Source organism: Paenalkalicoccus suaedae (genome assembly GCF_006965545.2).
In the GTDB taxonomy this organism is placed as follows: Bacteria; Bacillota; Bacilli; order Bacillales; family Salisediminibacteriaceae; genus Paenalkalicoccus; species Paenalkalicoccus suaedae.
Genome location: NZ_CP041372.2, coordinates 1,988,072 through 2,004,682, shown reverse-complemented (window position 1 = coordinate 2,004,682; position 16,611 = coordinate 1,988,072). Strand labels below are relative to the sequence as shown.

Here is a 16,611-nt window from a genome sequence, read left to right as displayed (position 1 = left end):
AATCGACTATCAAAAAAAGGGAGGGGGCATCCCATGTCCATTGATCGTCAACATAGAGAAGAGCGATTTAAGCTTTTAATGGAGCAGGTTGCCATGCCAAACGAATTTTTGTTGCAGCATGCAGAGAAAGCTTACATAGAAAAGCTTGAAATATTTCAGCAGGATAAAAAGTGGATTTTCCACCTAAAGCTTCCTGAAACAATACCATTTGTCGCTTTTGAGCTACTCGAATCACGGATAACGCAAGGACTCGCTCATATTGCAAACGTGGAAGTTCGCGTGAGCTATGAAGAAGTTGGTAATACAGAGAAGCTTCTACCTAACTACTGGCCGTATTATGTGGAGCGACTCCGGTCTGTCACGAATGGATTAATTAAACGTTTAGAGAGTCAGCTTCCTATCGTTGAAGGAAAGCATCTACGTATAGCCGTTATGAATGAAACAGAAAAACATGTTGCCGAAAGACGCGTCGTGCCGACACTCCATGATTTACTTGCTCGGACTGGATTCGGTCATATGTCAGCAGCATTTGACGTAAAGGAATATGCGGAAGAAGTAAAGCGATTTGAGGAACAAAAGCAGGAAGAAGATCATAACAAAGTAGTAGAAGCGATGCTCGAGAAGCAACGTACAGAAGAAAAAGCGAAAGAAATGCAGGAAGATCGCAATGTGGAGATGGGGATGGCGATTAAAGATGATCCAGTTCCGATCGAAAACATTATTGAAGAAGAAAAGCGAATTACGATTCAAGGACACGTTTTCCAGGCGGAGACGAGAGAGCTTAAAAGTGGTCGAGTGCTGTTAACCTTTAAGATTACAGACTATACGGACTCCTTATTAATAAAGGTATTCTCGAATGATAAAGAAGATATACCAGTACTTGAAGCTGTTAAACCTGGTATGTGGTTAAAGGTTCGTGGAGCTGTCCAGCATGATACGTTTATTCGCGATCTTACGATGATGGCTCGTGATTTTCATCAAATTAAAAAGCAAGAGAAGCAAGATACTGCGCCTGAAGGAGAAAAGAGAGTCGAGCTCCACACTCATTCGACGATGAGTCAAATGGACGCTGTTGCATCGGTTGGTGCCTATGTTGCACAAGCCAAGAAATGGGGGCACGAAGCAATTGCGATTACGGATCATGCCGTTGCTCAAGCATTCCCAGAAGCATATGGAGCAGGTAAAAAGCATGGGGTTAAAATTATCTACGGAATTGAGGCTAATTTAGTTGATGATGGTGTGCCAATTGCCTATAATCCCGTCGAGAGAGAGTTGAATGACGAAACCTATATTGTGTTTGACGTGGAGACTACAGGACTATCAGCTAGATATAATACGATCATCGAGCTTGCAGCTGTTCGGATTAAGAATGGGGAAGAAATAGATCGATTTGAATCCTTTGCTAACCCTCACGAAAAACTTAGCCCAACAATTATCGAGCTAACCGGAATTACAGATGATATGGTCGTAGATGCGCCGGAAATTGATAACGTCCTGCGAGATTTTTATGAATGGTGTAAAGACGATACGCTTGTTGCACATAACGCAAGTTTTGATATAGGATTTTTAAATGCTGGATACGCGAAGATTGGTTTTGAAAAAGTGAGTAACCCTGTTATTGATACATTAGAACTTGCAAGAATGCTATATCCACAGTTTAAAAACTACCGATTAAATACGCTTTGTAAAAAGTTTAATATTGAACTCGTGTCGCATCACCGAGCTATTTATGATGCAGAAGCAACTGGTCATTTGCTGTGGAAAATGCTAAAGGATGCTATAGAGAAGGATATCACTACTCACAAGGCGTTAAATGAACAGTCCACACCAGATGATTATAAAAAGCAGCGCCCTACGCACTGCACGATTTACGCACAGACAAAAGAAGGCCTTAAAAACTTATATAAGCTTGTGTCTACTTCTCATATTAATTATTTCTTCCGTGTACCGCGAATTCCTCGCTCTGTATTAAATGAGCACCGCGAAGGGTTATTAATTGGATCTGCGTGTGACAAAGGAGAAGTATTTGATTCTCTTTTACAAAAGAGTCCAGAGGAGACAGAAGCGGTTGCTGATTTTTATGACTTTATCGAGGTGCAGCCTCCAAGCAACTATAACCATTTAATTGAACGCGAAGTACTTCGCGATGAATTAGCTGTCAAAGACTTACTTAAACAGGCGATTAGCGTTGCAGATAAAATTGGTAAGCCAGTAGTAGCTACTGGTAACGTCCACTATTTACATGAGAATGATGCTATTTACCGAAAGGTGCTTATTGCCTCTCAAGGCGGAGCAAATCCACTAAATCGTCAAACGCTTCCTCAAGTTCATTTCCGAACGACAGATGAGATGCTTGCTGCCTTTTCTTTCTTAAAAGAAGAGAAAGCGAAGGAGATCGTTGTAGAAAACTCGCAGAAAATCGCGAACATGATTGACGAGATTAAGCCAATTCCTGACGATCTATATACACCTCACATCGAAGGTGCTGACGATGAGATGCGTAAGCTGTGCTATGATAGAGCGAAGTTTATTTATGGGGATGAGTTACCTAAGCTTGTGACAGACCGTTTGGAGAAGGAGCTATCTAGTATTATTTCAAACGGCTTCTCGGTTATTTATTTAATTTCTCATAAGCTTGTTAAAAAATCGTTGAATGATGGCTACCTAGTTGGATCGCGTGGCTCGGTTGGATCAAGCTTTGTTGCGACAATGACGGAGATAACGGAAGTGAATCCACTACCACCACATTATGTATGCCCAAGCTGTCAGCATTCCTACTTCTTTAATGATGGTAGTGTGGGGTCAGGATTTGACTTGCCTGATCAGAATTGTGAAAAGTGTGGAACGCCTTATAACAAGGATGGTCATGATATACCGTTCGAGACGTTCCTTGGCTTTAAGGGAGATAAGGTCCCTGATATCGACTTAAACTTCTCTGGTGAATATCAGCCAGTAGCGCACAACTATACAAAGGAATTGTTTGGAGATGACTTTGTGTATCGTGCAGGAACGATTGGTACGGTAGCGGAGAAAACAGCCTATGGCTATGTTCGAGGGTATGAGAGCGACGAAGGCATGCAAATGCGCGGAGCAGAAATTGATCGCCTTGTTCAAGGTTGTACGGGAGTGAAGCGAACGACTGGTCAGCACCCAGGTGGGATTATTGTTGTACCAGATCATTTAGATATTTATGACTTCTCGCCAATTCAATTCCCGGCAGATGATCGAGAGTCTGAATGGAAAACGACGCACTTTGACTTCCATTCAATTCACGATAATCTCTTAAAGCTCGACATACTAGGACACGATGACCCAACGGTTATTCGTATGCTACAAGACTTAAGTGGAATGGATCCAAAAGATATCCCAGTAGATGATCCTGAAGTGTTTAAATTATTTAGTGGGACAACCTCCCTTGGCGTTACAGAAGAGCAGATCATGTGTAAGACAGGAACGTACGGGATTCCTGAATTCGGAACGCGCTTCGTACGCCAAATGCTTGAAGAAACGAAGCCGTCAACCTTTAGTGAACTCGTTCAGATTTCTGGGTTATCTCACGGAACGGATGTATGGTTGAATAACGCTGCAGATTTAATTGCATCAGGCACGTGTGTCTTAAAAGACGTAATTGGATGTCGTGACGATATTATGGTGTATTTAATCTACAAAGGCCTAGAGGATTCATTAGCATTTAAGATTATGGAGTTTGTACGTAAAGGGAAAGGGTTACAAGAAGAGTGGATTGAAGAAATGAAAAAGCATGGGGTACCAGATTGGTATATTAGCTCATGCTTAAAAATAAAGTACATGTTCCCGAAAGCCCACGCAGCTGCCTACGTTTTAATGGCGATTCGTATTGCATACTTTAAGGTTCATAGACCACTCCTTTTCTACGCAGCGTACTTTACGGTCCGAGCGGATGATTTTGATTTAGATACGATGGTGAGAGGCTCTTTATCCATCCGTAAAAAAATCGAAGAAATTTATGCAAAAGGCTTAGATGCAGCACCTAAGGAGAAAACGCTTGTCATCGTTCTTGAGTTAGCGCTTGAAATGTGTGAGCGAGGTTATTCTTTTCAAAAGGTTGATTTATATCGTTCGAAGGCAACCGAGTTTATTGTGGACGGAGATACGCTCATTCCGCCATTTAATGCAATAAGCGGTGTAGGTACGAACGCTGCGATTGCGATCGAAAAAGCCAGAGAGGACGGCGAGTTCTTGTCTAAGGAAAACTTACGTGAGCGAAGTAAAATCACGAAAACGGTTTTAGAAAAGCTTACGGACCATGGTTGCTTAGAGGGATTACCGGACTCTAATCAGCTGTCCCTGTTCTAACCATCATTTGCATATAGGTGTCCTATATGATATGATAGTTCTCGGAAAGCAGTCATACGAACGGACAGAAGAGTGGGGAAACCCACTCTTTCTTTTGCACCTAGGGAGATTCCTTATTATGGAACTCTTGTTTATGACAATAGATCGATAAAAGGAGGCGAAAATGATGTCTCAGCAAGTGAACGAGCGAATCGAAGAACTCGTAACACCAATTCTTGAAGAGCTATCCCTTGAACTTGTAGAAGTAGAGTTTAAAAAAGAGGGACAAAATTGGTTTTTACGTGTATACATTGATTCGGAAACTGGTGTAGATCTAGATGATTGTACGACAGTTAGTGAGAAATTAAGCGAGACTCTTGATAAGCATGATCCGATCGAACAAGCATATTACCTGGAAGTTAGCTCGCCAGGTGCTGAACGCCCTCTTAAAAAGAAGAAGGATATTGTTCGTGCAGTAGGCGAATATGTGCATATAACAACATACGCACCTATTGATGGCGAAAAAACGTTTGAAGGTAAGCTTGTATCGTTTGAAGATGATCTGTTAACGATTGAAATGAAAATTAAAACGAGAACGAGGTCAGTTGAAATTGCTCACGACAAAGTGGCAAAGGCTCGTTTAGCTATCGTTTTTTAAATTGAAAGGGGGAACATAAGTCCCATGAATAGTGAGTTTATGGAGGCACTAGTAACAATTGAAAAGGATAAGGGAATTGATAAGGAAGTCATATTAGAAGCAATTGAACAAGCCCTTATTACTGGATATAAAAGAAACTTTAACTCTGCACAAAACGTGCGTGTAGATATTGATCGTGAGCTAGGTACGATTCGTGTGTTTGCGCGTAAAGATGTAGTGGAGGAAGTGTTTGACGCTCGTTTAGAAATCTCTCTAGAGGAAGCAAAAAAAATCAATCCTCTATATGAGCTTGACGATGTCGTTGAAATCGAAGTAACACCTAGAGACTTTGGGAGAATAGCTGCGCAAACGGCAAAGCAGGTTGTGACGCAGCGAGTTCGTGAAGCAGAGCGAGGTATCATTTACTCTGATTTCATCGATCGCGAAGAGGATATCATGACAGGTATTGTACAACGCCAGGACCATCGTTATATTTATGTAGACCTTGGTAAAGTAGAAGCGTTAATGCCTATTAATGAGCAAATGCCGAATGAATCCTATCAGCATAATGATCGCATCAAGGCATACATTACAAAGGTCGAAAAAACGACGAAGGGTCCTCAAATTTTAATTTCTCGTACCCATCCTGGTCTTTTAAAGCGTTTATTTGAGCTTGAAGTTCCTGAGATTTATGATGGTGCTGTTGAAATTAAATCTGTTTCACGAGAAGCTGGAGAGCGTTCTAAGATCTCTGTATATGCAGAGAACGAAGAAATTGACCCAGTTGGTTCTTGCGTAGGTCCAAGAGGACAGCGAGTACAAACGATCGTGAACGAACTAAAAGGCGAGAAGATTGATATCGTGCGATGGTCAGAGGATCCAAAAAAGTATGTAGCTAACGCACTTAGTCCTTCTAAAGTACTTAAAGTAACCGTTAACGAAGAAGAGAAGATGACACAGGTAATTGTGCCTGACTATCAACTATCTTTAGCAATCGGAAAGCGCGGTCAGAATGCTCGTTTAGCAGCAAAACTAACTGGCTGGAAGATTGATATAAAGAGTGAAACAGAAGCAGAAGAACTTGGTCTCTATCAAGCAGGGGAAGAGCTGTCAGATGAGCAGGAAGACTGGGGAGATATCGCAACAGATGATAACTTCGAGTCTACTAGCACAGATGATGTAGCTAGCTGGCTTGACGAAGAAGAATAGAGGAGTGGGACCACCATGTCTACTAAAAAAATCCCTCTTAGAAAATGTGTCGTCACGCAAGAAATGAAGCCTAAAAAGTCTTTAATTCGTGTCGTACGCTCACCAGAAGGAGAGGTTTTTCTTGATCCGACTTCAAAAAAGTCTGGTAGGGGAGCCTACGTTTCAAACGATGAAGCCATTATAGAAGAGGCACGTAAGAAAAATGTTTTAGAGCGTCATTTAAAAGCAGAAGTGCCTGAATCACTCTACGATGAGCTTCAACGATTTCATTTTAAAGGAAAACAGCCATAATGGAAAAATGGGAATCACTTTTAGGTCTCATGCAACGAGCTAGAAAGCTCATTACCGGAGAAGAGCTTGTGACAAAAGCAATTCAGTCTAAAAAGGCTCATGCGGTAATTTTGGCAGCAGACGCATCTGAGAATACGACTAAAAAGATTATTGACAAGTGTGTCTATCACGGTATTCCGTACGTTAGAATGTCTGATCGGAGCACACTCGGACGAGCAATAGGAAAGCACGAACGAGTGGTTATTGCAATAACAGATCAAGGGTTCGCGTCATCATTTTTATCGCTTACAAATGACCGTAGCTGATGCGCCTTGACGACCACTCATTACGTTTGGGAGGTATGTACATGAAAAAGGTGCGAATTTATGAATATGCAAAAGAGCGAAATTTACAAAGCAAAGACGTTATAGCGAAGCTAAAAGAAGCAAATGTGGAAGTTAACAACCACATGAGCGTTATGACAGAAGAAATGATGCAAAAGCTAGAAAAACCGAAGCAGCAGAATCAATCGAATGGTTCTGCAGATAAGAAAGTTGCTTCTGACCCAAAACGTACTAAACCAAAATCTCCAAAGAATGTTGAGGAACAGCCTGTGAAAGAAAAAACAACAAAACGCACGTTCAAAGAAGACGATAAGAAGAAAAATAACCGTAATAGCGGTCAAAATAAAAACAACCGCGGGAACAATAAAGGACGCCAGACGAATCAAACACAAACTCCACGTCCTCAAGTGAAGAAGGAAATGCCTACGCATGTTACCTTTACACTACCTATTTCTGTTGGTGAGTTTGCAAATAAATTAAATAAAGAGCCTTCTGAAATTATCAAGAAGCTTATGGGACTTGGCGTTATGGCGACAATTAACCAAGAGCTTGATAAAGACACAGTGGAGCTTTTAACTGCTGATTTTGGCGTTGAGTTCGAAGAAGAGATTATCATTGATGAGACAGAGTTCGAAACAATTGTCGATGAAGATAACGAAGAAGACCTTCTAGAGCGCTCACCTGTTGTGACAATCATGGGTCACGTTGACCATGGTAAAACAACGCTTCTTGATAGCATTCGTAATACGAAGGTAACAGCTGGAGAAGCTGGTGGAATCACGCAGCATATCGGTGCTTACCAAGTAGAAGAAAACGGCAAGAAGATTACGTTCTTAGATACACCTGGTCACGCAGCTTTCACAACAATGCGAGCTCGTGGAGCACAGGTTACAGATATTACAATTCTCGTAGTAGCTGCTGATGATGGTGTTATGCCTCAAACGGTGGAAGCAATTAACCACGCGAAAGCTGCAGAAGTACCAATCATTGTTGCGGTAAACAAGATCGATAAAGAGGGATCTAATCCTGATCGCGTTATGCAAGAGTTAACGGAGCACGGCCTTGTATCAGAGGCTTGGGGTGGAGAAACAATCTTTGTTAACGTATCTGCATTAAATGGAGAAGGTATTGATGATCTTCTTGAGATGATCCTTCTTGTTTCAGAAGTAGCTGAGCTAAAAGCAAACCCTAATAAAGCGGCAGTAGGTACAGTTGTTGAAGCGGAACTTGACCGCGGTCGTGGACCGGTAGCAACATTACTCGTTCAAGGTGGAACACTATCTGTTGGTGATCCAATCGTTGTTGGTAATGCCTTCGGTAAAGTACGAGCGATGGTAAATGACATCGGACGTCGTGTTAAATCTGCTGGACCATCTACGCCGGTCGAAATTACGGGTCTAAACTCTGTTCCTTCTGCGGGTGATCAATTCCGCGTATTTAAGGATGAGAAAAAAGCTCGTCAAGTTGGGGAAGCAAGAGCAACGCGCGAGCGTGAAGCTAGTCGTAAAGAGAACTCTACGGTTAGTCTTGAAGACTTATTCGATCAGATTCAACAAGGTGATATTAAAGAAATCAATGTCATTGTAAAAGCAGACGTTCAAGGTTCTGCGGAAGCAATGAAAGGATCTCTTGAAAAAATCGATGTCGAAGGCGCGAAGATCAATATCATCCACGCCGGCGTTGGAGCGATTGCAGAATCAGACGTTATCCTAGCTTCTGCATCTAAAGCAATCATCATCGGTTTCAACGTTCGTCCTGATGCAAATACACAGCGTGTAGCTGAGTCTGAAAAAGTAGACATTCGCTTACACCGTGTTATTTATGCAGCGATCGAAGAAATTGAAGCTGCGATGAAGGGGCTTCTTGATCCAATTTATGAAGAAAAAGTGATTGGTCAAGCAGAAGTGCGTCAAGTGTTCAAGGTTTCTAAAGTTGGTTCTATTGCAGGTTCTTACGTAACGGATGGTAAGATCACTCGTGATTCAGATGTACGCTTAATCCGTGACGGTGTTGTTATCTTTGAAGGTGGCTTACAGGCCCTAAAACGCTTTAAAGATGATGTAAAAGAAGTTGCGAAGAACTACGAGTGTGGAATAACGCTTGATGGCTTTAATGATGTGAAGGAAGGCGACACGATCGAAGCCTACATTATGGAAGAAATTGCGCGTTGATCATTGGCTTAATTCGAATCGAAGCGATCATTTATGACGCACAATCGTTAAAAGAGAAACGCTCGGTTATAAAGAGTGTTGCTGATCGTATTAGAAGACAATATAACGTATCTTTTTCGGAAATTGATCATCAAAATGTTTGGCAACGTGCAGAATGGGTAGCACTAAGTGTAAGTGGTGATCGCGTTATTGTAGAGCGTGAGCTACAGCGAGTCATTGATCTGCTTGATCGTAATGAGAAATTAGAGGTTACGAAAGTAGATTGGGAATGGCTTTAGCTAACTTTTGATGAGGAGTGAATCAATATGGCAAATGTTCGAGCTAATAGAGTAGCAGAGCAAATTAAAAAAGAGATTTCCGCAATTTTGCAACGTGAATTAAAGGATCCTCGTATTGGATTTATTACAGTAACAGACGTAGAGGTTACTGGTGACCTTCAGCAGGCAACCGTGTTTGTCACTGTATATGGAGAAGATTCCGAGCGATCTGATTCACTTAAGGCACTTGAAAAAGCGAAGGGGTTTATCCGTAAAGAAATCGGAAGCCGCATTCAGCTTCGTAAGACGCCTGAGCTCTTCTTCCAAGTGGATGAGAGCATTGAGCAAGGAAATCGTATTGAAGAATTAATTCGCAAAATGAATAGTAAAGAGTAGTAAAAGAGGGCTGTCCTACACCTTATGGGACAGCTCTTCTTTCGCGTTTAGAGAGGGGTAGAGTAATGTCTGAAGAACTAATTGGCGTATTGCCTTTGTGGAAACCACGTGGAATCACCTCATTTGATGCCGTTCAACGAGCAAGGCGTTTTTATAAGACTAAAAAGGCAGGACACACGGGAACGCTAGACCCAGATGTAGAGGGAGTTTTACCAATTTGTATTGGGAAAGCAACGAAGATTGTCGAATATTTAACCGCTGACAAAAAAGTGTACGCGGGAGAAGTGACCCTTGGATTTTCGACGACAACAGAAGATGCATCTGGAGAAGTGGTAGATCAAAAGCGTGTAGACAGAGAAATTACCGAGGAAGAAGTCGACCGTGTTTTAGCATCGTTTGAAGGCGAGCTTAGCCAAGTCCCACCGATGTACTCTGCTATAAAAGTAAACGGGAAAAAGCTGTATGAATATGCACGCGCAGGCTTATCAGTAGAACGTCCTGTAAGGCAGATTACGATTTATTCTTTAACTCGCACAAGTGACATTAGACAAGAAGATGGTAAGCTTACTTTTTCCTACGAAGTAGAATGCAGTAAAGGTACATATGTCCGCACCCTTTCTGTCCAAATCGGAGAAAAGCTAGGGTACCCGGCACACATGTCTGATTTAGTGAGACTTGAAAGTGGTGCGTTTAAAAAAGAAGATTGCTTCACATTAGAGCAAATCGAAGCGAAGGCGGAGATCGGACAAGAACGAAGCTTGTTATTAAGCGTAGAGCATGCCCTTTCACGCTTTCCTGTCATTACAGTATCTCCTGAATTAGAAGAAAAGGTTCGCAACGGAGCAATAATTGATACTCCTGAAGAAGTGAATAAGCTTGCCGGGGATTTTATTGCTTTGTATAATCAAAATCAGGAGTGTCTTGCGCTCTATAAGCATGACCCTAAACGAGCAGGTATGATGAAGCCCGAAAAAATGATTCGTGGGCTTGTATAATCTGCCTGATTATTGATAAAAGTAGGTGGCAGTTTTGCAAATAATTCACTTGTCTCACCCAATTTTTAAGTCGGACTATCCTAAAATGTCGATGGCATTAGGTTTTTTTGATGGTGTCCATAGTGGCCATAAGCACGTGATACAAACTGCAATTGACCACGCGAATGATCACGGATTAAAGTCAGCTGTGATGACGTTTGATCCACATCCTAAAGAAGTATTACGTCACGGGGCTTCCGTAAAATATTTGACAAACTTGCAAGATAAGTGTGCGCTTATTGAAGAGCTTGGTGTTGATTACCTATTTGTTGTAGCATTTACGAAGCGGTTTGCGGAGCTTTCCCCTCAGCAGTTTATCGATCAATATATCATCGACCTAAATGTTTCGCACGTTGTAGCTGGGTTTGATTACTCCTACGGTCGCTTAGGTAAGGGCACGATGGATTCGTTTTCTTATCACGCGCGCGGAAAAGTGACGCATACAACGGTCACTAAATTCGAAGCTGATAATGAGAAAGTGAGCTCGACTCGTATTCGCGATGCGCTATTAAAGAATGATTTAGAAGCTGCAAATGCCTATTTAGGTCGACACTATTCTCTCTTAGGCACTGTCGTGCATGGCGAGAAGAGAGGACGGACGATTGGCTTTCCGACGGCGAATGTGGAACCGAGTGATTCCTTATTAGTTCCCGCTACCGGCGTTTATGCCGTGACAATCGAGATAGACGGCGAGATACTAAACGGCGTATGTAACATCGGTTATAAACCAACCTTTCACGAGGAAAGACCAGATGCCCCTGCTGTCGAAGTACACATTTTTGATTTCACAGGGGACATATACGATAAGGACGCGCGAGTGACTTTTGTAGCCTCTATTCGTGCGGAAAAGAAGTTTGACTCACTCGACGCATTAAAAGAACAAATTAATAAAGACAAGCAAACAGCTGTTGAAATTCTTTCTACATAGATTATCGTTTATCCCTTGCGTCTATAAACAATATGTAGTAAAGTATAAAAGTCGAACCGATGCTTGGCGTAACGACTCACCGACGTTCGCTCAGCAAACGGGGATAATTTATTAAGGGAGGTGAATAGGATGGCATTAACACAAGAGCGTAAGAACGAAATTATTGCTCAATTTAAGACGCACGAGAGCGACACTGGTTCTCCAGAAGTGCAGGTAGCTATCCTAACGGAGCAAATCAACACGCTAAACGATCACTTACGTACACACAAGAAGGACCACCACTCACGTCGTGGCCTACTTAAGATGGTTGGACAGCGTCGTAACCTGTTAACGTATCTTCGTAACAAAGACGTTACTCGTTACCGTCAGCTAGTTGACAATTTAGGACTTCGTCGATAAGTTCACTAAGCGGGAGTTTTCTCCCGCTTTTTATTATGGAGTTAAACAGGTATAACCAAACTCGTGACGTATAGTAAATTCGCTATACGGATACGCTATACGTGTGCTTTCAATCCTGCTCCATTTCTGATATGATGGGGAAGGATTCCATATGTTGTACCGTATTATACGTTTACATACAGACTATAAATTTATTTAGGCGAGAGGAGCACTACAATAACATGACCCAAGGAAAACAAGTATTTTCTACAGAATGGGCTGGAAGAACGCTCACAGTTGAGACTGGTCAATTTGCTAAGCAAGCGAACGGAGCTGTTCTAGTACGCTACGGCGATACAGCAGTATTATCTACAGCGACAGCATCTAAAGAGCCAAAAGATCTACCATTTTTCCCATTAACAGTGAACTACGAGGAGAGACTTTACGCTGCTGGTAAGATTCCAGGAGGATTTATTAAGCGTGAAGGACGTCCATCTGACCATGCAGTTTTAACTAGCCGCTTGATCGACCGACCAATCCGTCCATTATTCCCAGACGGATTCCGTAATGATGTACAAGTCATCAGCATTGTTATGTCTAATGATCAGGATTGCTCGTCTGAGATGGCTGCAATGATCGGATCATCATTAGCACTTTCTGTGTCTAATATCCCGTTTGCAGGACCAATCGCAGGAGTGACAGTTGGTAGAATCGATAACGAATTCATTATTAATCCAACTGGAGAGCAAATGGCTAAGTCGGATATCGACTTAATCGTTGCTGGTACAAAGCACGCAATCAACATGGTTGAAGCCGGTGCTGATGAAGTTCCTGAGGAAGCAATGCTTGAGGCAATTCTCTTCGGACATGAAGAAATTAAGCGTCTTGTTGCTTTCCAAGAAGAGATTGTTGAAGCATGCAGCACAGAAAAAATGGATGTCGTTTTACTTAAAACGGATGAAGAGCTTCTTGAAGAAGTGAAGCAAAAGGTTGGTAACAAGCTTGTTGAAGCGGCAACTGTCGTAGATAAGCAAGCTCGTGATACAGCTATCAAAAACGTGTACGATGATGTATTAATGGATTACGCTGAGGCGGAAGAAGATCGTACTTCTGACGTAAAAGGCGTGTTAGATAAGCTTGTAAAGAACACAGTTAGAAAGCTAATCACGCAAGAAAACCTTCGTCCTGATGGGCGCCGTCACGATGAGATTCGTTCATTAGCATCTGAAGTAGATATCCTTCAGCGTACTCATGGATCTGGTCTCTTCACACGTGGACAAACGCAAGCACTAAGTGTTTGTACGTTAGGTGCACTTGGAGACGTACAGGTACTTGATGGACTTGGAATCGAAGAGTCGAAAAGATTCATGCACCACTACAACTTCCCACTATTTAGTGTAGGGGAAACTGGACCAATTCGTGGTCCGGGTCGTCGTGAAATTGGTCACGGGGCACTAGGTGAACGTGCACTTGAGAAAGTTATTCCTTCTGAAAAGGACTTCCCATATACAATTCGTCTCGTATCTGAAGTATTAGAATCTAACGGTTCTACTTCTCAAGCAAGTATTTGTGCGAGTACACTAGCAATGATGGCAGCGGGTGTACCACTTAAAGCTCCTGTAGCCGGAATCGCGATGGGTCTTGTGAAATATGAAGATGACGTAGTAGTATTAACGGATATTCAAGGTATGGAAGATGCGCTTGGAGACATGGACTTTAAAGTAGCAGGAACTGCTCAAGGTGTTACGGCACTTCAAATGGATATTAAGATTGACGGAATTGATCGTAAAGTACTTGAGGAAGCATTGTCTCAAGCTAAACAAGGACGCATGGCAATTCTAGATAACATGCTATCTGCTATCGCAGAGCCACGTACAGAGCTTAGCGCTTATGCTCCTAAGATCATTACGATGTCTATTAATCCAGATAAGATTCGTGACGTAATTGGACCGAGCGGAAAAATCATCAATCAAATCATTGAAGACACTGGTGTTAAAATTGATATCGAGCAAGATGGTACAGTGTACATCTCTTCTCTTGATTCTTCGATGAACGATAAAGCGAAAGCAATCATTGAAGACATCGTTCGTGAAGTGGAAGTAGGCGAAGTCTATGATGGTAAAGTAAAGCGTATCGAGAAGTTCGGTGCCTTTGTAGAGCTATTTAAAGGTAAAGACGGTCTTGTTCACATTTCACAGCTTGCAAATGAGCGCGTAGCGAAAGTAGAAGACGTTGTGGCAATCGGTGACGTAGTAAAAGTGAAAGTTACGGAAATCGACAATCAAGGTCGCGTAAACCTTTCTCGCAAAGTACTATTAACGGAAGAGAAGTAAGAGGTAAGAGGTAGCAAAAGGCCGAGTGGCATATCACTCGGCCTTTTTTAACGGTGTTTAGAAGAGATTATCTAAGTGTATCGCTTTAGGCTATGCAAAAGATTTCTCCAGATAGCCTGTACTACTTGACCAACTGTTGTCATACCCTCCATATAAGGGGGGAGAAGAATGAAAAAGATCGCATTAATCGGAGGGTCATTTTTAACGCTGATGATCTCCTTCATTATTGTTGTACAAGTAGCTGGACATCCTGAGGTACTTACTGCTATAGCATCAGAAGACGATATTAAACAGGCGGCATCGGAACGAAATGAAAGTCCAATTGATGCCTACATAGATCCTGTATGGAAAGCGATCCCAGGATACAATGGGCGTGAAGTTGATATAGAGGCGTCATTAAAGAGGATGGATAAGCAATTTGACGAGACGAAGCTCGCCTACAACGAGGTGTCGCCAAGCGTCCACTTACAAGACCTAGAACCGACACCAATTTATAAGGGCAATAACAAAAAGGCCGCTACTGCATTAATGATTAATGTAGCTTGGGGAAATGAGTACCTCTTACCAATGCTCGAAACATTAGAACAACATAAAGTTAAAGCAACGTTTTTCTTAGATGGGTCTTGGACAAATAAGAATAAGGCGCTCGCAACCATGATCGTTGAAGCCGGTCACGAAGTAGGTAATCACGGGTATAGTCATCCTGATATGAAGTCGCTCACAGCCTCTAAAATTCGAGAGGAAATCGATAAAACACAAACAGTGATCCAAGTAACAACAGGTGTTAAGCCAACGTTGTTTGCACCACCGAGTGGAAGCTATCGACAAGAAGTTGTGGATATCGCTAGAGAGTATGGCTTATATACGGTATTATGGACGGTAGACACGGTAGATTGGCGAAATCCTGATCCTACTTCGATGGCGAGTAGGGTCATTAAAGAAGCGGCGCCTGGGACGCTCATGTTGATGCATCCTACAAAAGCTTCATCTGAGGCATTAGATACCATTATAGAGGGATTACAAACAAAAGGGCTATCACTCCTGTCAGTCAGCGAACTGTTGAGTGAGAAGCGTGTTGATTAAAAGTTGGGGGATTTACATGAAACGATATACATGTCCGAACGGACTTAGAATTGTACTAGAAAAAAATGATCGCGTACGCTCTATTTCAATGGGGATTTGGGTAGGTACGGGCTCAAGATACGAAATTGGAAAACAAAATGGAATGGCTCATTTTATCGAGCATATGCTGTTTAAAGGGACAAAATCTCGTTCAGCGAGAGATATCGCCGAAGCCTTCGATTCGATAGGCGGTCAAGTAAACGCGATGACAGCTAAAGAATATACGTGTTACTATGCAAAAGTTGTTGATACGCATGCAAGGCACGCACTAGATGTGTTAACGGACATGTTCTTTCACTCTACCTTCGATGAGGTTGAAATGGGGAAAGAGAAAGGTGTCGTAAAAGAAGAGATCAGTATGTATGATGATACACCAGACGATCTCGTTCACGAGTTGCTTGCTAAGGCAACGTATCAAGATCATCCACTTGCCGCTCCAATTTTAGGAACAGAAGAAACGATCGATGGATTTAACAAAGCTAATTTATTTGATTATATGACGTCTAACTATCATGGCGGTAACACAGTCGTGTCAATCGTTGGTAACCTAGATGATGAGCTTATTGCGCATATTGAATCGTTATTTGAGATGCTTCCAAAAGCGCAGCCACAGCCACAAATTGAGAAGCCAATTTTTTATCCGTCTATTGAAACGAAAGCGAAAGAAACAGAGCAAGCGCATTTTTGCCTTAACTATGAGGGGTTTGCTTCAACAGATTCACGACTATATGCTCTCATCTTACTTAATAACGCATTAGGTGGAAGTATGAGCAGCCGACTTTTCCAAGAGATTAGAGAAGAAAGAGGTTTAGCATATTCGGTCTTCTCCTTCCATACCTCTTATATAGACAGTGGCTCTGTCACGATTTATGTTGGGTCTAAGGAAAGTCAGCTTGAAGAGGTCAATAAAGTGATTCAGGATACATTAAAAGATGTAAGTGAGAACGGTATTACTGAAAAAGAGCTAGCTAACGGCAAAGAGCAACTTAAAGGATCTCTCTTACTAAGTCTAGAAAGTACGAGTAGCAGAATGATGCGTTTAGGTAAGAATGAGCTACTTTTAGGTGAACATAAGACCATTGAAGAGACAACGGAGTTTATTGATGCAGTAACCTTAGAGGATATCATTGACGTTGCTAAAGCGATTTTAACGACTAAGCCTGCTATGTCTCTTGTTAGCACAAAGGGTGAACTACCATCAAGCTTTATTTAAGGGGC

The 16,611-nt window shown here is 42.1% G+C and carries 14 protein-coding genes; all 14 read left to right on the top strand.

The features are described from left to right. Positions 1–33 precede the first annotated feature (33 nt). A complete protein-coding gene (locus tag FLK61_RS10600; protein ID WP_176009434.1) occupies positions 34–4,335 on the top strand; it encodes a PolC-type DNA polymerase III in 4,302 nt (1,433 codons plus the stop codon). A 166-nt stretch (positions 4,336–4,501) separates the two neighbouring features. After that, positions 4,502–4,972 (top strand): ribosome maturation factor RimP, encoded by a 471-nt coding sequence (rimP, locus tag FLK61_RS10595; RefSeq protein ID WP_176011210.1) that lies wholly within the window; start codon positions 4,502–4,504, stop codon positions 4,970–4,972. A gap of 24 nt (positions 4,973–4,996) precedes the next feature. After that, the gene (gene nusA / locus FLK61_RS10590; RefSeq protein WP_176009433.1) at positions 4,997–6,160 is read left to right on the top strand and encodes a transcription termination factor NusA; all 1,164 of its coding nucleotides are present in this window, start codon (positions 4,997–4,999) and stop codon (positions 6,158–6,160) included. A 15-nt stretch (positions 6,161–6,175) separates the two neighbouring features. Continuing rightward, positions 6,176–6,451, top strand: a complete 276-nt coding sequence (rnpM, locus tag FLK61_RS10585; protein ID WP_176009432.1) for an RNase P modulator RnpM — start codon at positions 6,176–6,178, stop codon at positions 6,449–6,451. Then, the gene (locus FLK61_RS10580; RefSeq protein ID WP_176009431.1) at positions 6,451–6,756 is read left to right on the top strand and encodes a YlxQ family RNA-binding protein; all 306 of its coding nucleotides are present in this window, start codon (positions 6,451–6,453) and stop codon (positions 6,754–6,756) included. Before rnpM ends, FLK61_RS10580 begins: the two co-directional genes overlap by 1 nt. Before the next feature lie 41 nt (positions 6,757–6,797). Beyond that, positions 6,798–8,945, top strand: coding sequence for a translation initiation factor IF-2 (infB, locus tag FLK61_RS10575; protein WP_176009430.1), 2,148 nt, complete (start codon positions 6,798–6,800; stop codon positions 8,943–8,945). After that, positions 8,942–9,223 (top strand): DUF503 domain-containing protein, encoded by a 282-nt coding sequence (locus tag FLK61_RS10570; protein WP_176009429.1) that lies wholly within the window; start codon positions 8,942–8,944, stop codon positions 9,221–9,223. The genes infB and FLK61_RS10570 overlap by 4 nt, the downstream gene beginning before the upstream one ends. Before the next feature lie 27 nt (positions 9,224–9,250). Further along, the gene (gene rbfA, locus FLK61_RS10565; RefSeq protein ID WP_176009428.1) at positions 9,251–9,598 is read left to right on the top strand and encodes a 30S ribosome-binding factor RbfA; all 348 of its coding nucleotides are present in this window, start codon (positions 9,251–9,253) and stop codon (positions 9,596–9,598) included. A gap of 65 nt (positions 9,599–9,663) precedes the next feature. Beyond that, positions 9,664–10,593, top strand: coding sequence for a tRNA pseudouridine(55) synthase TruB (gene truB, locus FLK61_RS10560; protein WP_176009427.1), 930 nt, complete (start codon positions 9,664–9,666; stop codon positions 10,591–10,593). A 34-nt stretch (positions 10,594–10,627) separates the two neighbouring features. After that, on the top strand, positions 10,628–11,560 hold the full coding sequence (gene ribF / locus FLK61_RS10555; protein WP_176009426.1) for a riboflavin biosynthesis protein RibF: 933 nt from the start codon (positions 10,628–10,630) through the stop codon (positions 11,558–11,560). 129 nt (positions 11,561–11,689) lie between these two features. After that, complete coding sequence (rpsO, locus tag FLK61_RS10550; protein ID WP_176009425.1) at positions 11,690–11,959, top strand: 30S ribosomal protein S15; 270 nt, start codon at positions 11,690–11,692, stop codon at positions 11,957–11,959. A 221-nt stretch (positions 11,960–12,180) separates the two neighbouring features. Continuing rightward, positions 12,181–14,271: a polyribonucleotide nucleotidyltransferase gene (pnp, locus tag FLK61_RS10545; protein ID WP_176009424.1), complete on the top strand. Its 2,091-nt coding sequence runs from the start codon at positions 12,181–12,183 to the stop codon at positions 14,269–14,271. Between the two features lie 168 nt (positions 14,272–14,439). Then, entirely contained in the window at positions 14,440–15,354 is a 915-nt protein-coding gene (locus FLK61_RS10540) for a polysaccharide deacetylase family protein (RefSeq protein WP_176009423.1), read from the top strand. Between the two features lie 16 nt (positions 15,355–15,370). Beyond that, positions 15,371–16,606 carry a M16 family metallopeptidase gene (locus FLK61_RS10535; protein WP_176009422.1) on the top strand — a complete coding sequence of 412 codons (1,236 nt, stop codon included), beginning with the start codon at positions 15,371–15,373 and terminating at the stop codon, positions 16,604–16,606. Positions 16,607–16,611: the final 5 nt, after the last annotated feature.